The sequence below is a fragment of the Kurthia sp. ISK08 genome, assembly GCF_046159805.1.
Lineage (GTDB): Bacteria > Bacillota > Bacilli > Bacillales_A > Planococcaceae > Kurthia > Kurthia gibsonii.
Genome location: NZ_JBJXHL010000003.1, coordinates 19,604 through 44,828, shown reverse-complemented (window position 1 = coordinate 44,828; position 25,225 = coordinate 19,604). Strand labels below are relative to the sequence as shown.

The window sequence follows — 25,225 nt, the reverse complement described above, 5'->3', positions numbered from 1 at the left end:
CTTACTACTCTTCACAAAAAATACAATATTTTTTATCAAATTCAGCAAATTTGGACTTGAAACACGTAATTACTTAATTTATTCCATCTTTATTGTTAAAATTAGGAATTTTAACAGTGAATTTCGTGCCTTTTCCTACCTTACTTGTTACTGAAATTTGTCCATCATACTTTTCAACAAGCATCTTGACGATTGCCAGGCCTAAACCGGTTCCTCCATGCTCTCTCGAACGTGCTTCATCCACTCGGAAGAAACGATCAAATATACGTGGAATGGCATCTGATTGAATGCCGATACCATTGTCTTCGACTTCGATTTTGTGGCACTCAGCCGCATTTGTCAAGCTTATTCGTATATTTGGAATTTTTTCGGTATAACGAATAGCATTTTGTAATAGGTTTCGTACAATTTGGTTATAAGCATCCCTTGATATTGCTGCATTCAAGGTATCATTTTCATTACTCACAAGTATGATTTCAGCCTCTGGATGTAATTGTTTTGTTTCATTTATTACTTTTTTAGTTTCTTCTATTAAATTTACTCCATTTTGAATATCTTTTTTCTCACGTCTTGCAAGGTCTAATAACTCTTCGATTAAAGAGCGCATTCTATGAATCTCTTGTAAAGACGTATCGAGTGATTCCGCCAATACTTCTGGATCATCTTTTCCCCATCGTTTGATTAAGTTTAAATGACCTTCTAAAATTTGAATCGGCGTACGTAATTCATGGGAAGCATCAGAAATAAATCGTTGTTGTTGTAAAAAAGAATTTTCAAGTTCCACCATCATCTTACGGTACACACCAAGTAAGTCACCAATCTCATCATGCCTTTGTTCGTGCAATTCGATTTTTGCTTCAAAACCTTCTTTCGATACACGATTCATCTCAAAGCGTAAACGGTCAAGTGGTCGCAACAGCCTCGTTGCCAACGTGTAACCAACAGCTGATGATAATACAAGCGCTATCACACCCATTAAAATCATCGCTGTTAATAAATAGCGCATGAGTGATACATAGGAACTCAAAGGATGCGTTAATTGAATATATCCTTCAAACGCGCCTAGACGTAGTTTTGCAGTTGCTACAAAACTTTTTTCCCCGTCCACTTTTAATGTTTCAAGTGCATAGCCTCGGCTCGGTACATCAGATGGTATGGCTGGAATCTCTTTTGTCGTATTATTAATGCGAAGAATTTCGACGCCATCTGCATTTAAAATACGTGCTGTTTGATTCTTATCGACAATGCCATTAATTAAATTCTCGTTACGCTGGACTTCTTCAAGCGTTAAGTAAGGACCACGACTTTCAAAGAAGGATGTGAGGTCATTCATCGAACGTGTGACAGACTGTTTTTCATCTGAGAGTAGCCATGATTGTAATGATACATACATCACAACACAAATAAATAAATAACTAATAAAAATGACAAAAGCAGATATGAACGCCCACTTCGTTTTTAACGATTGGTGCATCCACTTCTGCATTATTTGTTGTTTGATTTTCATGTGCGCATCACATATCCCACTCCTCTTACTGTTTCAATTGCATGACTGTAGTCTGGTGGCAACTTCGCACGTAAATGACGAATGTATACATCAATTACATTCGTCTCTACTTCGCTGTCATACCCCCATACTGCTACAAGAATCTGTTCTCTTGTACAGACACGATTTTGATTTTGAACGAGTAACACGAGTAAATCATATTCAGTTTTTGTTAATTGAAGCGCCTGTCCTTCAACTGTGACTATATACGCTTGCTCATCAATGAATAAATCACGGAAACGAAGAATAGGCGTTTCTTCCTCCTTCATTGTCGTTGTACGTCGAAGTGCTGCTCGAATACGTGCTAATAATTCTTCAATCGCAAAAGGCTTTACAATGTAGTCATCCGCTCCTGCATCTAATCCCGCTACACGATCCATAACAGCATCTCTAGCTGTAATGAGTAAAATGGGTATATCTGATTCCTTTCGAATGCGTCTACACACCTCTATACCGTTCAGTTCAGGTAGCATGACATCGAGTAATATTAAATCAAATGACTCGGTAAGAGCATAGTCCAATCCACTGCGACCATCGTATGCAACGGTTACATCGAACTGTTCGTGACGTAGCTCTAATTCAACAAAACGTGCAATGCTTTTTTCATCTTCTACCAATAAGATTTTTTTCATTACACATCCTCCTGAAAATACTTTTCTGAAATATGATATGAGTCTTTTCCGTTAATACGCTTTGCCACATATAACGCTTCATCCGCATGACCCATTAATTCATTAATAGATTCTCCATTTTTTGGATAGCTCGCTACACCGATTGAAGATGTTGGTGAGAAGTGTGTACTTCCAATCATCCAACCACGACGTAGTGTATTTTGAATACGTTCAATTGTTTGTAGCGTTTGACGATTTCGCTTGTCATCATCTAATGACATATTCGATAAAATGACGATAAACTCATCACCACCAATACGCGCAACAATATCATGATCGCGTACACTTTCTAGTAAAGCTTGCCCAAAGTTTCGAATGAAGTCATCCCCCATATCATGTCCGTATAAGTCATTAATACGTTTAAAATTATCGCCATCTAAATAGAGTAACGTCAGTGCAGTCCCCGATGTAATCGCTTGCTTCACTAACTTCGGAAACTCTAGTGTCACGTAACGACGATTCGGTAAGAGCGTTAAACTATCGTGATACGCAAGGAATCGAAGCTCATCTTCTTTTTGTTTACGCTTCGTTATTTCCCTGGCAATAATAACGAATTGATACACTTCAGAGCGTTCTGTATCTTCTACAGCTGTAATATGTGCTTCAATCCAGACACGTTCGCCTGACTTCGTACATAATTGTAATTCTAACTGTGATTCGCCTTCATTTTCTAAAAGCACATCAAGTTCTGTACTTAATACCATCTTACTCTCTTCTGTTAAAACACTTAAATAAAATTGACCAAGTAACTCCTCTTTCTCATAACCTAAACGAGATTCATGATTAGGCGAAACATATAGTACAATACCATCTTCATTCGTAATAACGATAAAATCATTTGTATTTTCTGTAATTAAGCGGAAAGTACGTTCAATATTGCGTAAATTCGTCATCATCACACGCTTATCTGTAATATCTAAACAAATCGACAAGAAGTGTTCGATTTCGCCATCTGATCCGTACATTGGAACAATCGTTGTATCCACCCAAAAATGCGTTCCGAGACGTGTTCGATTACAAATCTCACCACGCCAAGGCTGACCCGCTTTAATCGTATCCCACATCTCTTTATAAAAGCTTTTCGGGTGCTGTCTTGAATTAAGTAAACCATTCGTCTGTCCAATTAAATCTTCTTTTTTATATTGTGATATCTTTTCATATCCTGGACTAACATATTCAATGACACCTTCTGCATCCGTCATACATAGATTAGCAGCTTCATTTAGAGCGAATTGATACGCTTTCAAAATCGTACTTGCTTCATCTAAAGATTCCTGAAGCGCAATATTACGTGTATATTCCTGTGCCTGAATGCAAATTGCGACAACACGTTCATGCAGTAAAATAGGTGTGAAACTCAAAATAAATTCTGCTGTCTCTTGTCGCACCTTAATCAATTTTTGCCGAACCATTGTACGGCGACCTCGGCGTGCATTCGCCAGAGCATTAAAAAATACTACTCTTTTTTCTTCATCTAAATTTGCTATATCAAAAAAGTTTCTACTAAGAATATTGGGTTGGAAACCAAATGTTTCATAAAAACGCTTATTTGCTTTAATAACTTCATATTCTGTATTTAACACCAAAATAGGATTCATCTGTTCTTGAAACAATGTTCTTAAAAAGTGATTTTCTTCCTCTATTGTTTTTAAGATATCAACTTCTTTTGTAATAGCTAAGACCGCTTCTCCATTCCCGAATGGAATAACAGTTGTTTCGCTCGTTGTGGGTGTATTTGAAAACAAGTAAAAATCTCGGAATACAACTTGTTCTTTTGTCTCAAGCGCTTGTCTATAGTGGCGTTCAATGACATGTAGCGTTTCTAAAACTAGAACATGTTGTTGTAATGTTTGATTGATTGGCGATTGTTGTTGAAATACTTTTTCAAGTGCCACGGGATTAACATAACGATAAATGAATTGTCCATCTACGTTTTCCATGTAAAAAACGAAATCCGCACAATGTTCAAATAAAGTATGCAATTGGTTCACTGATGCTTCTATTTCGTTTCTCAAATTTCTTCCACTCCCCCGAGTTTGTTTTTCTCACGTTTCAAAAAGCAATACACACTTCTTTTATTTTTTGTAGATATTCACTTTGCTCCGTTAACTCTTCCTTTATATAAAGATGATTTTCGTCATCAATGTTCAATTCATATAATGCGATATATGTTGCATTTCCGATTAAGGATAATTTTGTTTCTGTTCCGCTTTGCTGCACGTGACACTTAACGAAACCACCTGGATTATAGACTGTAACCATATTTTCGTCCACAATGTGTAAAAGTGAAGCAACTAACGATGAGGCTGTCATCGCTGTACCACATGCATTCGTAAAGCCAACACCTCGTTCATATGTACGGACAAAAATTTCTGATGATGAGATTGGATAGACATAGCTAACGTTTACACCATCTGGCGTATAATTATTTTCGTCATTTAAGCGCTTCGCTAATTGCTCCTGATGTTTAAAATCTTCAATATATGCTTTAGGTACAATTGAGATTAAATGTGGATTTGGTACAGATACTGCTGTATAACGTAATTCTGTTGAAAAATCGGCAATCTGTTCATCAATTAATGTGTGCTGTGCATTATAGACCATTGGTAAAGAAGCTAAATCGAATGATACAGGTGCAATCTCTACTGCAAAAGCATGAATACCTTCTACTAACTCACCTTGACGTGCAACATGTAAGTCTGCCTTCATTGTTTCGATAATCCCCTGATCTTTACCGAGTTTATTTAATACATAACGTGCCACACAGCGTAATCCATTTCCACACATTGACGCTTCTGATCCGTCCGCATTAATGACACGCATTTTTGCATCTGCATGTACTGATGGTAACACAACAAGTAGGCCATCTGCTCCACCATACTGCGCTGGGTCGCATAACCATTTACCGATTTCTGACCAATTCAACTCGTCATTTTTACCTTCTATTAAAAAGAATGTATTGCCTGAACCTTGAACTTTTAATACATCATATTTCATCGTTAAATCCCCCTACATTTCCTGTCTACTCTATCATAATTCTTATTTTTTATGGTTACAACCCTGTTCACTTGAAGTCATAATTTATTTTTTTGAGAATTTTATGCTTTTTTAATGAAAAATTGTATAAATTATATCAAATACTATACATTTGTTCTAATATTTTTTTCTTATTTGAAATATTTTTTTGCTTTAAAACGGCATATTTTTATTTAAAAGAGGGTATATAGTAAAACCTTATTTAAAATTTACTAAGACGAATAGACACGATTTAGACAATTTTTAAGATTTTTTGTCATTAGGTAAGGGATTTTTTAAAAAAAGATAAAAATTTCGCATTTTTATCTTTTCAAATGATGTAATTCCTTGTATATTTAAATTGCAAAATAATTTCATAAATGAATCTCTATTCGTAATAGTAGATTTTAGGGAAGGCAAATGGTGCGTCACCAGTTTTCTGGTTCTAGTGGGTTCGATTCCCACCCCGAAATTTTTTATGCAACACTTATGAAAAATTTCGAAGGTGGAGCGAACATGGTATGTATGTTTGAAGGTCCACCCAAAAGGAGGCGTTAGGTATGCTTAAACAACGTGATCTTTACGAAAGTAATGAATTATTTGAATTGTTAAGCCACCCATCTGTCTTCCCTTTTGTCCGTCAAAAGGCTAAGACAGCAGATGAATTATGGTTTATGACTCGCCAGCTTATGGAGGAAGAAGAGCAAGGACTTGTTGTTTCTCGTACAATACTTGACGAGTGGGGCCACCCAATTGGGACGATTACACTATACGATATTGAAGATAAGGCTGGTTTTTTAGGCACTTGGATTGGTTTACCTTATCAAGGTAAGGGTTATAACCAACAAGCAAAACTAGACTTCTTCAATGAACTGTTTTTTGAACTAGACTTTCAAACTGTATTTATGAAAATTAAAAAAGAGAACATTAAATCTCAACGTGCTGCTGCGAAATTAGAGTATGCGTGTGATGCGAAAGAAAGTCACCCAGCACTATACGAAGAAATCAATGCAGGTGAACAAAAATTCGAATTGTTCAAAATCGAACGAGATAATTTCTACTTGTACACTGCTCGCCAAGCACAGGAGACAGAACAAGCGATGTAATAAAACAACCCCTTCATTTTAGATGGAGGGGTTTTGTGTGTAAAAAAAATCGAGAGAATCCTAAGACTCTCCCGATTAACTAATTATTTTTTCGCATATTGCATAATCAGTGCCACCATCTCGTCTGGTGTTTTTGGTGATTCTGCTTCTATCATATTTTGACGTAGAGCCGTTTCGTTCTCTTTTAATGTACGCAGTGCCTGCATGAAGCTTTCAGGTGTCAATTCTTCTTCTTGCAACACTTCTGCTAAACCTTGTTGTTTGAAAATTTTCGCATTGACGATTTGATCACCACGCGACTGCGCCATTGATAATGGAATTAATAACATGGGCTTTTCTAGCGCTAAAAATTCGAAAATCGAATTGGAACCAGCACGCGATACGATGTAATCACTCGCATGAAGTAAGTCAGGTAATTCAGTCGTCACATATTCATACTGCTGATAACCTGGCATTTCATTTAACGCCTCATCTATATTACCTTTACCACAAAGATGAATGATATTGTATTGTACAAGTAATTCCGTTAAGTTGTTGCGTACTGCTTGGTTAATGAACTTCGAGCCAAGTGAACCACCCATAATTAAGATGGTCGGCTTCCCATTTGTAAATTGACACATCGCTAATCCTCTTGTTCGGTCACCTTCAAATAATTCTGGACGAATAATTGAACCTGTACAACTTGATTTTTCAGATGGTAAGTATTTTAATGTTTGTTTAAAAATCGTGAAAATATGTGATGCGAATGGTAATGAAATCTTATTCGCAAGACCTGGTGTAACATCAGATTCATGTGAGACAACAGGAATACCTAAAACTTTCGCTGCAATAACGACCGGTACCGATACGAATCCACCTTTTGAAAAGACAATCATTGGCTTCAATTTACGTAGTAGACCAACTGCTTGGAATACACCTGCCAGCACTTTGAATGGATCTGTAAAATTCTTCACCGAAAAGTAGCGACGTAACTTCCCACTTGAAATTGAATGAAACGGTAAATTTGGAAACGCTTCTGAAATAATTTCTTGTTCAATACCGTCCTTAGAACCGATATAATGAACGTCATAGCCTTTATCTAAAAATGATGGTATGATAGCTTGATTGAGCGAGACGTGCCCTGCTGTTCCGCCACCAGTTAATACAACTGTTTTCTGATTCATTTGTATAATAAACTCCATTCTATTTATACGATTTTTACATGTATAAAAATAATATCTTATTGTACTATACCAACCCATCCATGAAAAGGCACAATGGACTTAATTTTATGAAAGGAGGCGATTCTGTGTACGAAACGACTACGAACGGACAAAAGTGGAAATTGCTTTTTGTCATTGTTTCACCCATCTTAGTTACACAAATTGCACTATATTTAGTTACCTTTTTTGATGTATTATTCTCAAGCAAATACGGAACAACTGATTTAGCCGGTGTCTCCATCGGTTCGTCCATCTGGATGCCAATCTATGTAGGGATTTCTGGTATTTTACTATCTGTTACCCCTATTGTAGCACAATCAGTCGGCGCAAAAAAAATGAAAGAGGCAACATTTACCGTCCAACAAGGAATCATCGTATCAATTATTTTAGCAATGATTGTTTTCGCCTTCATGTTCTTCAGCATGAATACGATTCTCTCTTGGATGCCACTAGAACCTCATGTTCAAGATGTCGCACATGGCTACTTACTCGCGATGTGTTTCGGACTCGTTCCTTTATTCATCTACACTGTACTTCGTTGCTTCATTGATGCACTCGGACAAACAAGAATGTCGATGTTCATCACCTTAATTTCGACACCTGTAAACATCTTCTTCTGTTATCTTTTTATTTTTGGTAACTGGGGGTTCCCTGCACTTGGTGGTGTAGGTGCTGGTATTGCTTCTGCTATTACATATTGGATTATTTGCTTTATCGCGATTGGGATTACGATCAAAGCAAAACCATTCTCCAATTTTCAGTTGTTCAAGCAGTTTTCAAAACCCAACTGGAAAAAGTCAAAAGAAATTTTACTTATTGGCGTTCCCATCGGACTTGCGCTCTTTGCTGAAACAGGTATTTTCGCTGTAGTGACAATTGTTATGAGCCAATACTCAACAGAAGTCATCGGTGCACATCAAATCGCTATGAACTTCGCTAGTCTCTCTTATATGATCCCACTTAGTATTTCTATGGGTGCAACCATTTTAATTGGCTATGAAATTGGCGCTGGACGCGCAAAAGATGCACGGGACTATACGAAAAAAGCCATCTTGCTCGCTGTATCCATCTGTATGGTCACACTCGCTATTCTTATTGGTTTCCGCCATGAAATCGCGATGATTTATAGTGATGATGTCGATGTTCTATCTCTTGCTGCGAGTTTCTTAATCTATGCGGCATTCTTCCAATTATCAGATGCCATTCAAGCACCGATTCAAGGCGCACTACGTGGGTATAAAGATGTCACGATTACTTCAATCATGGCTGTCATCTCGTATTGGGTAATCGCGCTACCATTCGGTTATGTACTCGCTACATTTTTCGATTTAGGTCCTTACGGTTATTGGGTTGGTCTCATTACAGGTCTTGCAATTGGGGCCATCTCACTCAGTATTCGACTACGCATTGTACAAAATAAATTCCGTTCATAAATTCCATAAAAAGGATGTTGTGAATTATTAAAAATCCCCTCCTCATGCTATAATAAAAGCACGAAGGAGGGGATTTTTATGTATCGTGTACTCGATTGGATCACACTTATTCTCTGGTTCGCCACAACTATGCTACTCATCATTTTCTTCAATCGCCTACCTGCAGAAGTTCCAAGTCACTATAATATTTTAGGAGAACCTGATCGCTATGCAAATCGTTGGTTTGTTTTCTTCATTCCAGCACTCGGTATCGCTCTTTGGAGTTTCCTACGTTATATGGAACAAAAACCACAATTCATGCACCTTCCAAAACCCGATCAACGGCTCGCATCAGAAGAACAGCATATGATTCTCTCTCGTATGACTAGCCTTTTAAAAAATGAACTCTTACTCTTCCTCACATGGATCATGTTGAAAAATGTACTTCTTGCACTCGATATCACTACGATTCATCTAGGTATATGGGAATTCGTCGCTTTTGTTGTCATTCTAGTCGTAACATTCCTCATCTACTATATTCAATTTAAGCGTGCTAAATCACAAAGTAGTAGTGGGTAAAGGAATCGCATCTACTCCGTCGCCGATAATCACTAACTTCGGCGGCATTTTTATGAATTCAGGCATCCACTGCGTTAAACCGTATGCGTATTGGAATAACATCGGCTTACTATTTCCTTTAATCGGCAAATACCCTTTCATACGATACACTGTCTCTGGTAATGAGCGCACCCAATCCTCAATCTCCTCTTGCGTAAATGCTTGGTCTGTAAAATCAACTAAGCGAGAACTAAGGTGCAAATGATGTCCAATATCTGCTTTTTCAATATCCGTTGGACGCGCTGTCGCTTGAATTTCATTTAAAAATGAATATGGTACTTTTGCATTCGTTGTTTGAACGATTAAAGCATTCGGATTTAGTGCTTGTAATTCGTATGTGACTTGCCCTAACTCTTGTTCTGTTAATAAATCTGCTTTATTTACTAATAATAAATGCGCATGACGAATTTGCTCTAAAAATAAAGAACGTGTTTGTGGTGTCATCTCATGACGCATCAACCAACGCTTACTATCTGCTACGGTTACGATGCCTTTAATATTCAATTGATCTGCAAAAAGCGGTGAATATACTGCATCTAATGCTTCCACAGGATGTGCAGCACCCGTTGTTTCAATTAATAAGACATCAAAATCATTCTCTGCTAGTAACCCTTGAATTTGCGCTTCTGTATTTTCAGAACCTGTACAACAAATACAACCATTCAACATTTCTTTTAATGGAATGCCTTCTTCAACTGCTTGTGAATCAAAATTTAGTTCCCCTAATTCATTCATAATAACTGCAGGCTTTAACCCCTGTTCTTTTAATGATTCAATCATATTCGCGAGTAATGTTGTTTTACCACTACCTAAAAATCCACTTAATAAATACACATCTTTCATATATAACACTCCTTTATGAAAAAAGGGACAACTCATAAGCTGCCCCCTTCTTCCTTATTGATTCAATTCTTTTAAAACAATTTTGCGTGCTTTTAATAATTGTGGATCATCTTTACGGATTTTCTCACGTAATTCATCCATTAATTTATTCGTCGTTTTGCCTTTTAATATACCATCTACTGTTAGTTTATTATTCGCTTGGAAACGACTGACTGCATAAGATGTGTACTCATCATATAATCCATCAATTTTGCCTGGATTATAACCAAGTGCCTTCAGCATTTTTTCTGCTGCCTTCACTTGTTCTGATACATCCCCTAATTTCATTGTTTTAGAAGGATCTAAATATGGTAACGAAGCATAACTTGGATAATCTACTTTAACAGTTGGTTGAATTCCTTTTTTATGAATCCATTTACCTTCAGGTGTTAACCATTTACCTGTTGTATATTTTAACGTAGAACCATCTTCTAAACTTTTCGCTGTTTGCATCGTACCTTTACCGAATGTTTTTTCACCAACTAATGGAATATGTGCATCTTCATTCATCGCTGCCGCTAGAATTTCAGAAGCAGAAGCACTACCACCATCAATTAATAACGCAGTTGGCACATCTACTTTACGACCATTTTGAGCGCGAATAATCTCTTTTTGACCATCTTTCGGCTCAATTTGCATAATCGGTTCACCCGCATCTACGAATAGACTCGCAATATTAACCGCAGTTGTTAAAATGCCACCTGGATTTTGACGCACATCGAGTACAAGACCTTTCATACCCTTCTTCTCCATCTCATCCAGCTTCTTCAGTAATTCTTGATACGTTTGGTCCGCAAATGTTGTGATTTGAATATGTGCAATTTTATCTTTTGTCATTTTTGCATAAACCGTTTCGATTGGAATTGCATCGCGTGTGATCGTCACCTTGTGTAGTTTTGAATCTTTTCCACGCTGATATTCTAATGTCACTTTCGTACCTTTTTTACCACGAATTTTTTGTACGGTCTCTGTTGCAGTTTTCCCTACAACTGATTTACCATCAACTGATTTAATAATATCATTTGGACGTAAGCCAGCTTTTTCTGCAGGTGAGTTTTTAATTGGCGAGACAATCATAATCTGACCATCTTTTTCTTGAATTTCTGCACCAATTCCATCGAAACTAGATGAGATACTATCATTAAATTGTGTTGCTTCTTCCTTGCCTAAATAGTCTGAATAAGGATCACCTAATGACTCAATCATCCCTTTTAACGCACCATTCACAAGTGCATCTTCATCTATTTTTTCATAGTACGATTTGTTTAGTTCATCATATGTATCAAATACTTTTTGGAATTCTTCATGGTTTGGTGTGCGTACTTCGACTACCTTCTTCTCCCCAACCGTTAAAGCAAAAATTGTGATACCTGATGTCGCAAGAATTAATACAATAATCATCATAATTAGTGTAAAGGGCTTCAGGCGAATGTATTTACCAGCAGGCTTCGTTTCTTCCGAGGCTTTCGGTTCTACTTCTGGCTGTTCCTCTTGCTTTTTCTGTTCGTCCAATATCTTTCACCACTTTCACTCTCGTCACGTGTACATACACTGCTTCTATTTTAACAGGTTCTTAGCGTAACGAAAAGTAATAAAAAAAACGAATGATTGATTCGCTCAATCATTCGTTTGATCACATTAAACAAGTTGCATATGTTTACTGCAAGCTGCTTGACCTTTTAATGTTGTATTTGATAGTTCTTCTGAGTTTAAGCTGTAAGAGATTACTTTTTTATTGCGTTGTTTTACTACATTTACACGATCTTCTGCATAATAAACAGATAGTGTTGAATGTTTACCTTTTTTATTCACATCGATTACGTACGGTACAATGTCTGTATCTGGATTTAATACTTCATCTTCGAAACCTTTAAAAATTGGATTACGTACTAAAAATGCTGCTTCATTAAATGATTGGATGAAATCTTCTTTCTCTTGTCCTGTTAATTCTTTTTGGTCAAATGTAATTGTTACTTCTTCTGACTTCAACTTTTGATGCATCGCATAACGTTCTGTCAACCAAACAACCACGATATTTGGTGGTGCTGTAAGTAATTTGACTACTGTCCCAAGTACAAGCGTAATAAGTAATGCCCATGACATAATGAAAACATCTCCTAAATAATAAGTTCTAGTTAATTTGTAATGAATATTGATTACGTTTTTATCCTATCATATGGAGATGTAAAATCAATCCTACTTCTTAAATGTTCACGAGATAGGCACAATACCTCTTATGGTATTTGACAAAAAGGTGAATTTCTTTTGTCAGAACATATTCAATATTCATAAATCACATTTGTTCGTGTAGAATAAGAACTTTAGGGGTTTTCTCTATTTCAATGTTTGTTACACTATTATTTCTTTTGGAACGCGCGCACCGCAAATACAATAATTAAAATCCCTACAATAAACGAGATGATTCGCACGATATAATCGGCTGTCAAAAAGGACGACAACGTATTCGCCTCATCATAACCACGTCCTGAAATAATCGACGGTGCTAAAATGATTAAAATTCCTAGTATGACATAAATAATTGCAAAGACCGTTCCTTTCACATCATTCTCTCCCTTCAACTCCCTTCTCTTTACCACTTGTTTCGAAAACTTACACAAAAACTATTTTAATTCCATTTTTTTACTTTATACTAATATTTAGGAAGGTGATGACGGTATGACAGAAAAAAGTAGTATCGTATTAAGCGCAAGCTTTTTAATAGCGAGTGGCATTGTCTTCAGTTTAGAGCACATTGCTACGATGATTTATTGGTTCGCCCAAGTATTCACAGGCAGTTATCCAACCGAACCCGACCATAACCCGTTCTTATCGAATTTCTTCATTATTATTTTCTTAATTCTTAGCCTTATTTTCTTTACAATGTTCATTAATTTACGTGGAAAACGTATATAAGGAGGAACCAACCATGTTCATCGACATCGATCATATCCAATTAGCTGCTCCGAAAAATAGTGAAGCTGCTTATAGACATTTCTTTCATGACATCTTAGGTATGCCTGAAATAGAAAAACCAGACAATCTAAAAAAACGCGGCGGCGTATGGTTCAAGTGCGGACAGCATGAAGTACATATCGGTATTCAAGAACCCTTTACCCCCGCAACGAAAGCACATCCAGCCTTTATCGTGAAAGACTTAGCTCTACTCAAAGAAACATTACACGCACACAACATCGAGACAATTGAAGATGAACCACTTGAAAACGCGATTCGCTTTTATGTGAATGACCCTTGCGGAAATCGCCTAGAGTTTTTAGAGCGTATTTAGTGTGAGGAATAAAAAAAAGCCCCTATGATTTCTCGAAATCATAGGGGTTATTCATTTGTATCTCTATATTTTTTCAGGATATACCTTCTCAAAACGGTCACAAACCGTCAACATATCTTCTGTAAATACTAAACCATACTGAGGTAATGTACGACCAAAGAAAGCAATATGTGCCTTCTTCCACTCATCATAAGTCCCCTCTCCTTCAGCTAATGCAAAATCTACAGGTACTTCGTTAAATGGATAAATATCAATAGCGTATGATTTAATAATTGCAACTGGCTGATTTTGACTATCTAATACAATTTGATGATCGCCCACTTTCGGAAGTGGATCTCCTTCAATTTCATATAGTGGATAGCTCGAACAAGTTGCTGTTTTCGTTCCATTCACAACTAAACTTGCAAGCCAGTCTGCTTTTTCTCCGAACTGAAAAGCTTCCGTATAACGAACACCCTCTAGCCCCTCTAACTCACAATAACGCTGCCAAAAAGATTCAATTTGATTCATTTTTGTAACCCCTTTATTAAAATTTAACTAAAAATAGCTCAAGTTCACTAAAGAAACATGAGCCTAATGATTAGTATACACAAAAAAACCACACACAACCCTCAGTCGTGTGTGGTTCATTCATATAGATCCTATTAGTCTTGAATCGCTGCTTCAAGTGCAACAACCATCATGTCTTTGAACGTTGTTTGGCGTTCTTCTGATGATGTTGCTTCACCTGTGATTAGGTGGTCAGAGATTGTTAGGATTGATAATGCTTGTACGTCGTATTTTGCTGCTAGTGTGTAAAGTGCTGCTGTTTCCATCTCAACTGCTAGTACACCGTAGTCTGCTAGTAGTTCGTTTGGATTTTTGTCGCCGTAGAATAGGTCCGCTGTGTATACGTTACCTACGCGTAGGTTTAAGCCTGCTTCTTTACCTGCGTTGTATGCTTTTAATAATAAATCGAAGTCTGCGATTGGTGCGAAGTCTAAGCCACCGAATTGGATTTCGTTCATTTTTGAGTCTGTTGTAGCACCTTGTGCGATGACAACGTCACGTACTTTTACGTCGCGTTTTAATGCGCCTGCTGTACCTACACGAATTAATTTTTTACAGCCATAATCTTTCATTAATTCTGTTGCGTAGATTGAGATAGATGGAACGCCCATGCCTGTTCCTTGTACAGATACACGTCTACCTTTGTATGTACCTGTGTAACCGAACATGTTACGTACGTCATTATATTGTTTTACGTCCTCTAAAAATGTCTCTGCGATAAATTTAGCGCGTAGTGGATCTCCTGGTAATAATACGATTTCTGCGATTTCGCCTTGTGCAGCGTTAATGTGAATGCTCATGTTTTTCCCTCACCATTCCTGTATATTTTTGAAAACAAATGCTCTTTTTAACTCGCTTGGAAGTCTTCATTCTATGCTATTGTAACTTAATGTCTGACATCTGACAATCTAAAAACTTATTTTTCACGCTCTACGTATAATACCCAAAAATCATCGAACGTAATCGCTGTCATATCAGGGTCTGCGGCTTCCTCAATGTAACGTGAAAGTTCATCAAAGTCCTCCGATTGTTTTGGAAAGGTATGATCTAAAAACATCGCTTCTGCAAATCGTGCAAAAACATCATTTTTACCTCCTCCTCTGTAAGTTAATGCAAATTGATAGAAACTATGTCGCATATATATTCTCCTTAACTAGTAAATTAGAATTGGTTTTTTGAAATTTTTGTATGGCTTTTTTACTTCTGTTTCCGTAATATATAGAATAGATAGAAAATTTCAAATTACGTAAAGTAGGTGACACGATGGTTATGACAAAAAAGAAAGTACCCACTTCTAAAAAAGCTACGAAACGAAGTAAGAAAAGTTCTAAAAACAATGCCACTCCCCCAAAATTTTTAAAATCATTCAAGGTTCTTAAATTAATTCGTGGGCGTGTAGTACTTGTTTTCGCAGTCCTCACCATTATTTTAGCAGCGATGCTTATTGTATCTTACAATAATACAGAACGCTTGAAAGATGAACTCAAAACACTGACGGGTAAAAATGTAGATCAGCAAATGCGCGTCAATTTACTCGCTGGTGAAATTGCACAACTATCCAACTTAGAACAGAGCTTTATTATAACAGGTAGCGATGTATATCTTGGACAATATGAAGAACAAAAAGAGACAATTGACAAAACACTTCAAGATCTACATAAAGCCTTTAATAAAAAAGGTGATGCGCGTGACCGAATTGATTCGATTGACCAATTTTATAATAACTATTTAACCTATTCTAAACGCGTCATTGATGTTCGTAAAGAGAGTGGTTTAGATGCGGCACAACGAATTGTTCAGATTGGAACAGGTGCTAAAGCTATGTCTTATGTAGATATCCACATAGACATGATGAATAAGGTATTAGCTAAAAATACGGATGCACAAATTAAAAAAGTAGAAAAAAGCACGGAAGTTTCGATGATTATTTTCTTCGTTTTAACATTATTGTCGATCATTCTCGTATTTATGTCAGGTACAGCGATCTTCCGTACAATTAAAGTGAATACGCACAAAATTAATCGTTCACTATTGGATATGGCAAGTGCAGGTGGTGACTTAACAAAACGTCTTGAAATTAAAAATGACGATGAATTTGGTCAAATCTCTGCTAGTACAAACACATTAATTGAGTCGATTGCGAATTTAGTGCGAAAAGTCAGTGCTTTAACAGAGAATGTATCTGCAAGTGGCCAACAACTGACTGCTTCTGCACAGGAAAACGCGACAACAATTCAACAGATTGCGAACTCAACTGCGGAAATCGCAGAGAGCAGCGAACAGACGATTCGTTCAATGGAGCAATCATCTAACAAAATGTCACATCTAGAAGAAACAACACTGCAACTGAATGATGATGCACAGGATTTACGTCAAACTTCAGCGACAATGCGTGAAGCAGCAAAAGAAGGACAAAATAAAATCCAACAGTCTGCAAAATCGATGATGGAGATTGAAGAAGTTATTGCGAATACGAACCAAACTGTCACAGGTCTTGGTGAAAGTTCTGAGGAAATCACATCGATTATCGGAACGATTACGAGTATTGCTGAACAGACGAACTTACTTGCCTTAAATGCGGCGATTGAAGCGGCACGTGCAGGTGAACATGGTAAAGGTTTTGCGGTTGTAGCAGATGAAGTCCGAAAGCTTGCAGAACAATCACAACGCGCTGCAAGTGAAGTAGCAACGATTGTCCACACGATTCAAGACGAGATTTCGGTCATGGTCAAGCAAAATGAGGCTGGCGTGTCGAAAGTCATTCAAGGGGTCGAAATTACGAATGAAACGATTCAAACATTCGATGCCATTACACGCGAGACAGAGAAAACGATTCGTATTATTGAAAACATGGTAACGCGAATCGCTGAGACGAAGAATGTCAGTCAAGATGTTATGCAGTCGTTCATCGCAGTAAACTCGATGGCAGAACATACAGCACATCAAGCGGATCAATCGGCAGCGGCGGCTGAACAAGGCTCTGCATCTATTCAAGAAATTTATGCATCTTCTGAAGAATTGTCACGTCAAGCAGATTCATTACGTGATTTAGTTCAACAATTTAAAATTTAATCTGACCAAAGACTAGGCTAGCTAAGTATTTACTTTGCTTCTGTCCTAGTCTTTGTTTTTTATTTCCATATCAAATGCCCTATTTTTCATAAAATAACATTTTTCTCGCAACATAAACGGATATTCCCTATTCTTTTATGATAAAAAGTGCTAGTATAAGCAATCGAGGAGTGATTCAAAATGAAATTAACAAAATACGTATTAGCATTTGGGATGTTAACAGGTGCTACTCTACCTTATACTTTACCTGCTACGGAAGCTTTTGCTGCCACAAAAAAAGAAGGTGTTGTGTCAAAAGACGTAATCGTACGTGCGGCATCTACACCAAAATCAAAAAATCTTGGTACATTAACAAAAGGAACAAATGTTACGATTTATAAAGAAACAACATATTGGTACCAAGTGAAGTTCAATAATAAATTGGCTTATATTTCAAAAGATTACGTGAAGTTGAATACAAAGAAAAAACCAACAACAACGAAGAAACCGACAACAACTAAAAAACCAACAACTGACACACTTGTATCAAAAGTTCCTTCAAAAAAAGCTGCAAATGCGACAATTAAATCGAATGTATATTACTATAAAACAGCTTCAACAAAAGGAAAATCACTTGGTATTTTGAAAAAAGGTACGAAAATTCATGTGAATTCTACAAGTAAATTTGGTTGGGTTGAGTTCGACTTCAACGGTCAAAAAAATTACGTCTACAAAGACTTTGTAACAATGACAAAAAAATAATCAAATGGGAATCGTAGTTTAGACTACGGTTCTTTTTTTATCTTCTCTAAATTCTGAATAATTATTTAATTTAGCTTGAAATTTCGCTGTTTGCATGGTAAGATTCCATTAATTGACTAATAATCGATTAATTAAATAGGTTTTCTTATCGAGAGAGATGGAGGGACATGGCCCGATGAAATCTCAGCAACCCCCTCTTTAAAGGGACAGGTGCTAAATCCAGTAAGACGCAGTTCTTGAAGATAAGAAGAATCACTCTTACATAGAGTTTTCTTCTTACTATTAGAAGAAAACTTTTTTTATTACACAAAAAAGGATGAGGACAATGACAAAAATCGAAACACTTTTAACTCAGGTGGGAACACATTCAGATGAAAAAACAGGTGCAATCAACGCCCCAATCTACCTTTCAACTGCTTACCGCCATGCAGGTCTTGGAGAATCAACAGGCTTTGATTACACGCGTACAAAAAATCCAACGCGATCGGTATTAGAGGAGGAATTTGCACGTTTAGAAGGCGGAGATGCTTGTTTCGCCTGTAGTAGCGGTATGGCTGCAATTCATTTAATCCTCTCGCTATTTAAAACAGGTGATGCAGTGATTTACCCGGAGGATTTATATGGTGGCACATACCGACTGGCAACACAATATGAAGCACAATATGGTATTCAAGCAATCTTTAACGACTTTTCATCTCTTGAAGAGGTGGAACAACTTGTTATTGAACATCCTGTTAAGGCGATTTTCTTAGAAACGCCGACGAATCCTTTAATGCAGGAAATTTCTATCGAAGAATGTGTGAAAATTGCGAAAAAATATGGCATTTTATTGATTGTCGACAATACATTTTTAACACCGTACTATCAACGCCCAATTGAGTTAGGTGCAGATATTGTTATGCATAGTGGCACAAAATATATTGGTGGACATAATGATGTATTAGCAGGACTGGTTGTGTCAAAAGGTACTGAACTAAGTGAACGTCTTTTCTTACAACATAATGCGATTGGTATGACACTCTCACCTTTTGATAGCTGGTTACTACTTCGCGGTTTAAAAACACTACACCTTCGTATGAAACAACATACAGCAAACGCTCAGGCGATTGTGGCATTTTTAGAGAAGTCGCCACATATACGTGACGTTTTATATGCTGGACGCGGTGGCATGGTATCCTTCCGTCTACAATCTGGAAAACAGATTGATCCATTCTTACGTAATTTAAAACTGATTGCTTTCGCTGAAAGTTTAGGCGGTGTGGAATCATTTATTACGTACCCAACAACGCAAACACATGCAGACATTCCGGAAGAAATTCGTAATGCGCGTGGCGTAGATGATTCACTTCTTCGTTTCTCAGTTGGCATTGAGGAAGCAGAAGATTTAATTGCGGATTTACAAAACGTATTTAACGTATTAGAAAGCGAGGCTGTTGTACATGACTAAAGAGCAAATTGAAACAATATTAATTACAGGTGCTACAAAACATGATTACGAAGCAAAATCGGGAGCTGTTAATGTACCGATTTACGCTTCTTCTACCTTCGACCAAGAGCATTTCGATGCTTTTGGCCCATATGATTATAGTCGTTCTGGTAACCCAACGCGCGATGCACTTGAGCGAACAATTGCACAGCTTGAAAATGGTTCACGTGGCTTTGCTTTTGCATCAGGAATCGGTGCCATTTCAGCAGCTTTACTTACATTAAATGCTGGTGACCATATTGTTGTAACGAACGAAGTATATGGTGGTACTTATCGCTTTGTAACAACGCTTTTACCGAAGTACGGGATTACGCATACCTTCGCTGACTTTACAGATTTAGAAGCGATTGAAGCAGCGATTCAGCCGAATACAGTTGTACTCTATGCTGAAACACCTGCAAATCCACTGCTTGGGATTACGGATTTAGAAGGTGTCGTTAAAATTGCGAAGAAGCGCCAATTAAAAACATTCGTTGATAACACATTTATGACACCTCTTTATCAAAAACCACTCGACTTAGGAGCAGACGTTGTACTGCATAGTGCGACAAAGTTTTTAGGTGGTCATAGTGAAGTCATTGCAGGGCTCGCTGTCACAAAAGACGAAGAACTCGGTCAAGCGATTTATGCGATTCAAAACGGGATGGGCGGTATTCTTGGACCACATGACTGCTTCTCTGTCATTCAAGGAATTAAATCATTACATGCACGACTTGAGATGTCGTCACGTAATGCACAAAAAATCGCAGAATTTTTACAACAACATGAAGATGTAGTCGATGTTTACTATCCAGGATTACCGACACATCCTGGTTATGACATTCATAAGCGTCAAAGTACTTCTGGAGGTGCCGTTCTATCATTTAAACTACCAACTCGTGACTTCACAAAAGTATTTGTAGAAAGCATGCAAATCCCAATCTTCGCTGTTAGTTTAGGTGGTGTCGAGTCGATTCTCTCGTATCCTGTTACGATGAGTCACGCCGCCATTCCACAAGAAGAACGTGAAAAACGTGGTATTACAGATGGTTTACTTCGTCTATCTGTTGGACTTGAACATGTTGACGATTTAATTGCAGATATTTCACAAGCACTTGAAAAAGCAAAAGTAACTGTATAAATAGAAAAAGAGGACTTCAGCGTGAGCTGAGGTCCTCTTCATTATTTTATTTATTAAATAGTACTAGATATCTACCGTAACCTTCTTTTTCTAAATCATCCACTGGAATAAAGCGAAGTGCCGCTGAATTGATACAGTAGCGTAGGCCGCCTAATTCTTTCGGACCGTCTGGGAAGACATGTCCTAAATGTGAATCTGCTTCCTTACTACGCACTTCTGTACGAACACTAAGTAAGCGACGATCTTCTAATTCTGTCAATTCTGTTTCATCAATTGGTTTGGCAAAAGCAGGCCAACCACAACCTGAATTGTACTTATCTGTTGAAGAAAATAATGGTTCACCCGATACGATATCCACGTAGATTCCCTCTTCAAAATGATTATCATATTCATTTTGATAAGGTGGCTCTGTTCCTTCTTCTTGTGTCACGTGATATTGTAATGGTGTTAATTCTTTTAAACGTTCTTCTTTATTTTTCATGTTGAGTCCCCCAATGTTTCTCTTGAAAAGCAGCGCGTCCTGAACCGACATGATAGCGTTCATAATGCTCTGGATTTTTACGATAATAATATTGATGGTATTCTTCTGCTAAATAGAATTTTTTCGCTGGTAAAATCGGTGTGACAATCTCATGTCCGAACTTCCCAGAGGCTTGTAACTTTGCTTTTGACTTCTCTGCAATGCGTTTTTGTTCTTCTGTTGTATAGAAGATAGCTGTTCGATAAGATGAGCCACGATCATAGAATTGCCCGCCTTCATCCGTTGGGTCGATTAATGTCCAAAATGTTTCCACTAATTTCTCATAGGGATACACTGTTGGGTCATATTCAATCTCCACCACTTCATAATGACCTGTTAAATCGAGGCATACCTCTTCGTATGTTGGATTTTCTGTATGTCCTCCAGAATAACCTGATAGGACTCGAATAATCCCTTCTTCTTTATCAAAAGGCTTTACTAAACACCAAAAACATCCACCTGCAAAAATTGCTTTTTCAGTAGCCATCGATTTCACTCCTTTTCATTATTTTTTAGGAATAACGATTTGTAGCGTAATTTCTTTTTTCTCTAGATTAAAGGTTTTCGCACGTAAATGCGCTGTTCCTACACCATCAATTGGTAAATTGAATGAAGATAGGTCAATATAAGCTGTTTTCTCGCTCGGCTGAATTGTCAACCATTCGGGTAAGCCACCACTATCTCTTACCAATTGTAAAGCTGTTCGAGATGGTAAATCAAGCATTCCGACTTTTACATTTGTTTGATATAACTCTAAATTCCCTTTATCGTCTACTTTTGGTTCAAAAGCAAGCGTAACAGGTACTGTAACACCTAATACTTCTACATTACTTTTTAAAATCAATTCCTTATCTACTTCTAACCATAATTGAATATTCTTTGTATCATTTGAATTCTGAATGAGTGTATTCGCTAAATCCTCAAATTCTTTTGGTGTTGTTGAAATATTAACACTACTACCTGTTCGATTAATCGCTTCTGGTTTTGGCATGTCTTCTTTACCACTTAACATTAAAATAATAAGTGCAGCAAACCCAAGTATAATCAATGTTAAAAGTGTAAGGAATGCCACTTTCCATTTATTCATTTACTGTTTCTCCCTTCATCTTCATGCGACCGTTTGATTTTTTATAGACACTTACTGTATCCAATGTCTCAAAAATACGATTCTTCATGTTTGTATACCCTTTTGCATTCGGATGAAAATAGTCATCGCTATAAACTTCTGCTTTATTTGTATGAAATAAATCTACAGTTGGTACAAAAATGGCATATGCATCTTTTTCTACGATATTTTTCATATCTTGATTCCATTCATCTAGAATTTTTTCAAACTCAGATGTATCTTCTGCATATACAGTTAAAGGATTATATACGCCCACCGCAATAATCGGTGCTGTTTGATTTTGCGCACGAATTAATTTAAAAATTTCTATGTAACGTTTTTCATAATTCGGGCGTTCTGTATCAAAATGCTGTCTTTCTAAAGTGGTGAAATTTTCTCTTAAAATTTTCATCAAATCATTTCCACCTATGGTCATCGTAATGATGTCTGCTTTTTTTAATGCATCATTGATTTCACCACTCTTTAACTGCGTGAGTAATTGATCTGAACGTCTACCCTTTTTAGCAGTTTGCGTAATGTTTACTTTCTCAACGCCATCCATTTTTTCTGGCATCTCTTTTGCAAGACGCCCCACATAACCACCTGCATCTTTTTCATCTCCAACACCTACAGTTAAGGAGTCACCTAATGCAACTAGTTCAATCTCTTTTTTAGGTAATACTTTTTCTCGACTAAATACCCCTGTATCACGAATTGCTTCCGTTGCGCTACAGCCTGTCAACGCGAGTAACATGAAGGTGAGTAGGAGTATATGATACTTTTTCAAACACGTTCCACCTTTCTGAACCGAAAAAGAGAATCGCCCTGTTGTGCGATTCTCATCTCTTTCATTTCTCAATAAACGATTCGTCGATTGAAAACACATACAAAACGTCTTAACTTCCTTTTATTGTAACAATGTTTTCTTTTATTTAAAAGGGATATTATTCAGTATAGTAACAAAAACCAATTGCACCAGGACCTGTATGTGTACTAATAATTGGCGAGGTAAAACTGTACTTTAAATCATTGAATCCACTTTTTTGAATTTGTTCGGCAAGAGGTTCAGCCATCTTCATACCATTTGCGTGTTCAATCGTCACGCCAAGTACTTTTTTGCCTGCTGTATCTTCTTCAAATTGCTTAAACAAATACTTTGTAACGGCTTTGTAGCTACGTACTTTTGTTACAAGATTATATTCTCCACCTTCTAAGTTCGCAATTGGTTTAATATTGAGTAAAGAACCGATTAGACTCGTCGCTTTACCGATTCGTCCGCCTTTTACCATGTTTTCTAATGTATCAATTACTACGTAAAGGTGTGTATTTTGTCTTACATGTTCAATACGAGCTAAGATGTCATCTAAATGTTGACCTTCTTGCGCCATTTTTGCTGCTTCTAATACTTGGAACCCTAGCGCTCCAGATGTAAAGCGTGAATCAACAACCGTTACATGCGCATCTGAAATAGCTGCGGCTGCCTCTGCCGATTTTACAGTACCACTCATACCACCTGTCATCGTAATGACTAATACTTCATCGCCATCTTTACCAAGCTCATTAAATAATTCTTCGAATACACCTACTGCTGGCTGTGAGCTTTTTGGTAACTCTTTTGACTCTCCCATACGCTCTAAAAACTGTTCAGGTGTAATATCAACACCGTCTATATATGTTTGTCCATTAAATTGAATTGATAACGGTACAATATGAATGTCATACTTTGCTATATCTTCTTTTGTAATTCCACTTGTTGAATCGGTTACGATATGAATACGTCCCATTTCTAGCACATCCTTTAAAATTTGCCTTCGTGCATCTTGTTGTGTTTTTGCACAATGAGCTTTCTTATTTTCTATTTTACTTTCTTTTGTCATGTTATACATGTGACAAATGTCAATTCTTTTTAAAGTTAAATTGTTTCATAATGGAATTATCACAAGTTGTTCAAATTTAAGGAGGGATGCATCATGAATGGTGCACTAGATGATTACAAAACAAAGAGAGAAGAATTTTGGAATGCTATTACACATGGTATTGGATTCATTCTCGCGATTCCTGCCTGTATTCTTCTTATTTTGCAAGCAGAAAAGATGGAATCTCCCCTCTACATGATGAGCTTCACGATTTTCGGGATTTCAATGATGATTCTCTTTTTAGCTTCCACTTTATTGCATAGCGTACCAGAGCGTTATAAAAAAATCTGTTCGATCATTGATCACTCGTCCATTTATATTTTAATCGCAGGAACTTATACGCCATTTGCGCTACTTGCAATCGGCGGGAAATTAGGTTGGGCGATTTTCGCATTAGAATGGGGTTTAACAATCATCGGCATTTTATTCAAAGTATTCTTCATTCATCGCTTTGAAGCATTATCGCTCATCTTTTACATTGCGATGGGCTGGGTCATTATTTTTGCATTCAACCCCGTCATCTCACATATTACGATGAACGGATTTTGGATTCTATTAACAGGCGGTATTTTATATACTGTTGGCGCTTATTTCTATGCGAATAGAAAAATCCCTTATAACCATGCGATTTGGCATCTATTCGTTTTAGGCGGTAGTGCGATGATGTTCATTTGTATTATTGGATATGTTTAATTGAGAAGGTTGGAGTAATATCCAATCTTTTTTATTTGGGGATAGAGAGGTGTAGAAGGACATTCGACCGGCATTTTGGGGCACTCGAGGGCGATTCGGGACATTCGCTCATTCAAACGGGACATTCGAAAGCGAAAATGGGGCACTCGCCCTTCGATCCGAGACATTCGCTCGTTCAAACGGGACATTCGAGGGCGAAAATGGGGCACTCGAACAAACAACCTTAATTGCTCCCTTTCTGTACTTTCTTCAAGGCTTTTGAGTAATAGAAAGGGACTTGAATTG

The 25,225-nt window shown here is 37.2% G+C and carries 27 protein-coding genes and 1 riboswitch; of the genes, 10 read left to right on the top strand and 17 right to left on the bottom strand.

Annotated elements, in window-relative coordinates; translation table 11 throughout:
* Positions 1-73 precede the first annotated feature (73 nt).
* The 4 genes from ACKVQX_RS06810 to dapF are packed head-to-tail and all read right to left on the bottom strand — an operon-like array spanning position 74 to position 5,214.
* Complete coding sequence (locus ACKVQX_RS06810) at positions 74-1,507, bottom strand: ATP-binding protein (RefSeq protein WP_409136132.1); 1,434 nt, start codon at positions 1,505-1,507, stop codon at positions 74-76.
* On the bottom strand, positions 1,504-2,178 hold the full coding sequence (locus ACKVQX_RS06805) for a response regulator transcription factor (RefSeq protein ID WP_409136131.1): 675 nt from the start codon (positions 2,176-2,178) through the stop codon (positions 1,504-1,506). The genes ACKVQX_RS06810 and ACKVQX_RS06805 overlap by 4 nt, the downstream gene beginning before the upstream one ends.
* Entirely contained in the window at positions 2,178-4,232 is a 2,055-nt protein-coding gene (locus tag ACKVQX_RS06800; RefSeq protein ID WP_082701435.1) for a sensor domain-containing diguanylate cyclase, read from the bottom strand. Before ACKVQX_RS06800 ends, ACKVQX_RS06805 begins: the two co-directional genes overlap by 1 nt.
* 37 nt (positions 4,233-4,269) lie before the next feature.
* Entirely contained in the window at positions 4,270-5,214 is a 945-nt protein-coding gene (gene dapF, locus ACKVQX_RS06795; RefSeq protein ID WP_068453992.1) for a diaminopimelate epimerase, read from the bottom strand.
* 578 nt (positions 5,215-5,792) lie between these two features.
* On the opposite strand from dapF, the gene ACKVQX_RS06790 reads away from it, so the two are divergent.
* Positions 5,793-6,338, top strand: coding sequence for a GNAT family N-acetyltransferase (locus tag ACKVQX_RS06790; protein WP_068453994.1), 546 nt, complete (start codon positions 5,793-5,795; stop codon positions 6,336-6,338).
* A gap of 83 nt (positions 6,339-6,421) precedes the next feature.
* Here the strand turns inward: ACKVQX_RS06790 and ACKVQX_RS06785 are convergent, their stop codons facing one another.
* Entirely contained in the window at positions 6,422-7,501 is a 1,080-nt protein-coding gene (locus ACKVQX_RS06785) for an undecaprenyldiphospho-muramoylpentapeptide beta-N-acetylglucosaminyltransferase (protein ID WP_068453995.1), read from the bottom strand.
* A gap of 125 nt (positions 7,502-7,626) precedes the next feature.
* Between ACKVQX_RS06785 and ACKVQX_RS06780 the strand changes: the two genes are divergently transcribed.
* Both ACKVQX_RS06780 and ACKVQX_RS06775 read left to right on the top strand, forming a co-directional pair.
* Positions 7,627-8,973 (top strand): MATE family efflux transporter, encoded by a 1,347-nt coding sequence (locus tag ACKVQX_RS06780; RefSeq protein WP_409136130.1) that lies wholly within the window; start codon positions 7,627-7,629, stop codon positions 8,971-8,973.
* 78 nt (positions 8,974-9,051) lie between these two features.
* Positions 9,052-9,531 (top strand): DUF1648 domain-containing protein, encoded by a 480-nt coding sequence (locus ACKVQX_RS06775; RefSeq protein WP_087680554.1) that lies wholly within the window; start codon positions 9,052-9,054, stop codon positions 9,529-9,531.
* Here the strand turns inward: ACKVQX_RS06775 and ACKVQX_RS06770 are convergent.
* The 4 genes from ACKVQX_RS06770 to ACKVQX_RS06755 form a co-directional block, all read right to left on the bottom strand.
* Positions 9,511-10,413, bottom strand: a complete 903-nt coding sequence (locus ACKVQX_RS06770; RefSeq protein WP_325943949.1) for a GTP-binding protein — start codon at positions 10,411-10,413, stop codon at positions 9,511-9,513. The genes ACKVQX_RS06775 and ACKVQX_RS06770 overlap by 21 nt on opposite strands.
* A gap of 54 nt (positions 10,414-10,467) precedes the next feature.
* Positions 10,468-11,964 carry a S41 family peptidase gene (locus ACKVQX_RS06765; protein ID WP_087680556.1) on the bottom strand — a complete coding sequence of 499 codons (1,497 nt, stop codon included), beginning with the start codon at positions 11,962-11,964 and terminating at the stop codon, positions 10,468-10,470.
* Between the two features lie 126 nt (positions 11,965-12,090).
* Positions 12,091-12,555, bottom strand: coding sequence for a YfmQ family protein (locus ACKVQX_RS06760; RefSeq protein ID WP_068454004.1), 465 nt, complete (start codon positions 12,553-12,555; stop codon positions 12,091-12,093).
* A 254-nt stretch (positions 12,556-12,809) separates the two neighbouring features.
* Positions 12,810-13,013 (bottom strand): hypothetical protein, encoded by a 204-nt coding sequence (locus ACKVQX_RS06755; RefSeq protein ID WP_068454005.1) that lies wholly within the window; start codon positions 13,011-13,013, stop codon positions 12,810-12,812.
* Between the two features lie 115 nt (positions 13,014-13,128).
* Between ACKVQX_RS06755 and ACKVQX_RS06750 the strand changes: the two genes are divergently transcribed.
* Positions 13,129-13,365, top strand: a complete 237-nt coding sequence (locus ACKVQX_RS06750) for a hypothetical protein (RefSeq protein ID WP_087680558.1) — start codon at positions 13,129-13,131, stop codon at positions 13,363-13,365.
* A 13-nt stretch (positions 13,366-13,378) separates the two neighbouring features.
* Positions 13,379-13,738 carry a VOC family protein gene (locus tag ACKVQX_RS06745; RefSeq protein ID WP_087680559.1) on the top strand — a complete coding sequence of 120 codons (360 nt, stop codon included), beginning with the start codon at positions 13,379-13,381 and terminating at the stop codon, positions 13,736-13,738.
* A gap of 63 nt (positions 13,739-13,801) precedes the next feature.
* Here ACKVQX_RS06745 and ACKVQX_RS06740 read toward each other — a convergent pair whose 3' ends face one another.
* From ACKVQX_RS06740 to ACKVQX_RS06730, 3 genes are all read right to left on the bottom strand, one after another.
* Entirely contained in the window at positions 13,802-14,248 is a 447-nt protein-coding gene (locus tag ACKVQX_RS06740) for an ASCH domain-containing protein (RefSeq protein ID WP_285216131.1), read from the bottom strand.
* Positions 14,249-14,382: 134 nt separating this feature from the next.
* Positions 14,383-15,087, bottom strand: a complete 705-nt coding sequence (gene deoD, locus ACKVQX_RS06735; protein WP_068454024.1) for a purine-nucleoside phosphorylase — start codon at positions 15,085-15,087, stop codon at positions 14,383-14,385.
* 116 nt (positions 15,088-15,203) lie between these two features.
* Positions 15,204-15,425 (bottom strand): YozE family protein, encoded by a 222-nt coding sequence (locus tag ACKVQX_RS06730; protein WP_068454025.1) that lies wholly within the window; start codon positions 15,423-15,425, stop codon positions 15,204-15,206.
* 125 nt (positions 15,426-15,550) lie between these two features.
* On the opposite strand from ACKVQX_RS06730, the gene ACKVQX_RS06725 reads away from it, so the two are divergent.
* The 4 genes from ACKVQX_RS06725 to ACKVQX_RS06710 all read left to right on the top strand — a co-directional run bounded on the left by ACKVQX_RS06725 (position 15,551) and on the right by ACKVQX_RS06710 (position 20,706).
* Positions 15,551-17,359, top strand: coding sequence for a methyl-accepting chemotaxis protein (locus ACKVQX_RS06725; RefSeq protein ID WP_082701436.1), 1,809 nt, complete (start codon positions 15,551-15,553; stop codon positions 17,357-17,359).
* A gap of 180 nt (positions 17,360-17,539) precedes the next feature.
* The gene (locus ACKVQX_RS06720; RefSeq protein ID WP_409136129.1) at positions 17,540-18,100 is read left to right on the top strand and encodes an SH3 domain-containing protein; all 561 of its coding nucleotides are present in this window, start codon (positions 17,540-17,542) and stop codon (positions 18,098-18,100) included.
* Positions 18,101-18,242: 142 nt separating this feature from the next.
* Positions 18,243-18,349, top strand: a riboswitch (SAM riboswitch).
* Between the two features lie 76 nt (positions 18,350-18,425).
* Positions 18,426-19,547, top strand: coding sequence for a methionine biosynthesis PLP-dependent protein (locus ACKVQX_RS06715; RefSeq protein WP_068454032.1), 1,122 nt, complete (start codon positions 18,426-18,428; stop codon positions 19,545-19,547).
* Positions 19,540-20,706 carry a PLP-dependent transferase gene (locus ACKVQX_RS06710; protein ID WP_409136128.1) on the top strand — a complete coding sequence of 389 codons (1,167 nt, stop codon included), beginning with the start codon at positions 19,540-19,542 and terminating at the stop codon, positions 20,704-20,706. The genes ACKVQX_RS06715 and ACKVQX_RS06710 overlap by 8 nt, the downstream gene beginning before the upstream one ends.
* Before the next feature lie 46 nt (positions 20,707-20,752).
* On the opposite strand, the gene msrB is transcribed toward ACKVQX_RS06710, so the two are convergent.
* The 5 genes from msrB to ACKVQX_RS06685 form a co-directional block, all read right to left on the bottom strand.
* Complete coding sequence (msrB, locus tag ACKVQX_RS06705; RefSeq protein WP_338838828.1) at positions 20,753-21,187, bottom strand: peptide-methionine (R)-S-oxide reductase MsrB; 435 nt, start codon at positions 21,185-21,187, stop codon at positions 20,753-20,755.
* On the bottom strand, positions 21,177-21,713 hold the full coding sequence (gene msrA / locus ACKVQX_RS06700; protein ID WP_121176645.1) for a peptide-methionine (S)-S-oxide reductase MsrA: 537 nt from the start codon (positions 21,711-21,713) through the stop codon (positions 21,177-21,179). The genes msrB and msrA overlap by 11 nt, the downstream gene beginning before the upstream one ends.
* 18 nt (positions 21,714-21,731) lie before the next feature.
* Positions 21,732-22,313, bottom strand: coding sequence for a YpmS family protein (locus ACKVQX_RS06695; RefSeq protein WP_068454039.1), 582 nt, complete (start codon positions 22,311-22,313; stop codon positions 21,732-21,734).
* Positions 22,306-23,118: a GDSL-type esterase/lipase family protein gene (locus ACKVQX_RS06690; protein WP_336663227.1), complete on the bottom strand. Its 813-nt coding sequence runs from the start codon at positions 23,116-23,118 to the stop codon at positions 22,306-22,308. The genes ACKVQX_RS06695 and ACKVQX_RS06690 overlap by 8 nt, the downstream gene beginning before the upstream one ends.
* Positions 23,119-23,275: 157 nt before the next feature.
* Entirely contained in the window at positions 23,276-24,115 is an 840-nt protein-coding gene (locus ACKVQX_RS06685; RefSeq protein ID WP_285216123.1) for a DegV family protein, read from the bottom strand.
* A gap of 186 nt (positions 24,116-24,301) precedes the next feature.
* On the opposite strand from ACKVQX_RS06685, the gene trhA reads away from it, so the two are divergent.
* Positions 24,302-24,940: a PAQR family membrane homeostasis protein TrhA gene (gene trhA / locus ACKVQX_RS06680; RefSeq protein ID WP_068454041.1), complete on the top strand. Its 639-nt coding sequence runs from the start codon at positions 24,302-24,304 to the stop codon at positions 24,938-24,940.
* Positions 24,941-25,225: the final 285 nt, after the last annotated feature.

Excerpts from the sequence above, each read along its gene's own strand:
- ACKVQX_RS06810 (WP_409136132.1), bottom strand. The coding sequence starts at position 1,507 with ATGAAAATCAAACAACAAATAATGCAGAAGTGGATGCACCAATCGTTA.
- ACKVQX_RS06805 (WP_409136131.1), bottom strand. The coding sequence starts at position 2,178 with ATGAAAAAAATCTTATTGGTAGAAGATGAAAAAAGCATTGCACGTTTT.
- dapF (WP_068453992.1), bottom strand. The coding sequence starts at position 5,214 with ATGAAATATGATGTATTAAAAGTTCAAGGTTCAGGCAATACATTCTTT.
- ACKVQX_RS06790 (WP_068453994.1), top strand. The coding sequence starts at position 5,793 with ATGCTTAAACAACGTGATCTTTACGAAAGTAATGAATTATTTGAATTG.
- ACKVQX_RS06785 (WP_068453995.1), bottom strand. The coding sequence starts at position 7,501 with ATGAATCAGAAAACAGTTGTATTAACTGGTGGCGGAACAGCAGGGCAC.
- ACKVQX_RS06775 (WP_087680554.1), top strand. The coding sequence starts at position 9,052 with ATGTATCGTGTACTCGATTGGATCACACTTATTCTCTGGTTCGCCACA.
- ACKVQX_RS06770 (WP_325943949.1), bottom strand. The coding sequence starts at position 10,413 with ATGAAAGATGTGTATTTATTAAGTGGATTTTTAGGTAGTGGTAAAACA.
- ACKVQX_RS06760 (WP_068454004.1), bottom strand. The coding sequence starts at position 12,555 with ATGTCATGGGCATTACTTATTACGCTTGTACTTGGGACAGTAGTCAAA.
- ACKVQX_RS06750 (WP_087680558.1), top strand. The coding sequence starts at position 13,129 with ATGACAGAAAAAAGTAGTATCGTATTAAGCGCAAGCTTTTTAATAGCG.
- ACKVQX_RS06745 (WP_087680559.1), top strand. The coding sequence starts at position 13,379 with ATGTTCATCGACATCGATCATATCCAATTAGCTGCTCCGAAAAATAGT.
- ACKVQX_RS06740 (WP_285216131.1), bottom strand. The coding sequence starts at position 14,248 with ATGAATCAAATTGAATCTTTTTGGCAGCGTTATTGTGAGTTAGAGGGG.
- deoD (WP_068454024.1), bottom strand. The coding sequence starts at position 15,087 with ATGAGCATTCACATTAACGCTGCACAAGGCGAAATCGCAGAAATCGTA.
- ACKVQX_RS06730 (WP_068454025.1), bottom strand. The coding sequence starts at position 15,425 with ATGCGACATAGTTTCTATCAATTTGCATTAACTTACAGAGGAGGAGGT.
- ACKVQX_RS06725 (WP_082701436.1), top strand. The coding sequence starts at position 15,551 with ATGGTTATGACAAAAAAGAAAGTACCCACTTCTAAAAAAGCTACGAAA.
- ACKVQX_RS06720 (WP_409136129.1), top strand. The coding sequence starts at position 17,540 with ATGAAATTAACAAAATACGTATTAGCATTTGGGATGTTAACAGGTGCT.
- ACKVQX_RS06715 (WP_068454032.1), top strand. The coding sequence starts at position 18,426 with ATGACAAAAATCGAAACACTTTTAACTCAGGTGGGAACACATTCAGAT.
- ACKVQX_RS06710 (WP_409136128.1), top strand. The coding sequence starts at position 19,540 with ATGACTAAAGAGCAAATTGAAACAATATTAATTACAGGTGCTACAAAA.
- msrB (WP_338838828.1), bottom strand. The coding sequence starts at position 21,187 with ATGAAAAATAAAGAAGAACGTTTAAAAGAATTAACACCATTACAATAT.
- msrA (WP_121176645.1), bottom strand. The coding sequence starts at position 21,713 with ATGGCTACTGAAAAAGCAATTTTTGCAGGTGGATGTTTTTGGTGTTTA.
- ACKVQX_RS06695 (WP_068454039.1), bottom strand. The coding sequence starts at position 22,313 with ATGAATAAATGGAAAGTGGCATTCCTTACACTTTTAACATTGATTATA.
- ACKVQX_RS06685 (WP_285216123.1), bottom strand. The coding sequence starts at position 24,115 with ATGGGACGTATTCATATCGTAACCGATTCAACAAGTGGAATTACAAAA.
- trhA (WP_068454041.1), top strand. The coding sequence starts at position 24,302 with ATGAATGGTGCACTAGATGATTACAAAACAAAGAGAGAAGAATTTTGG.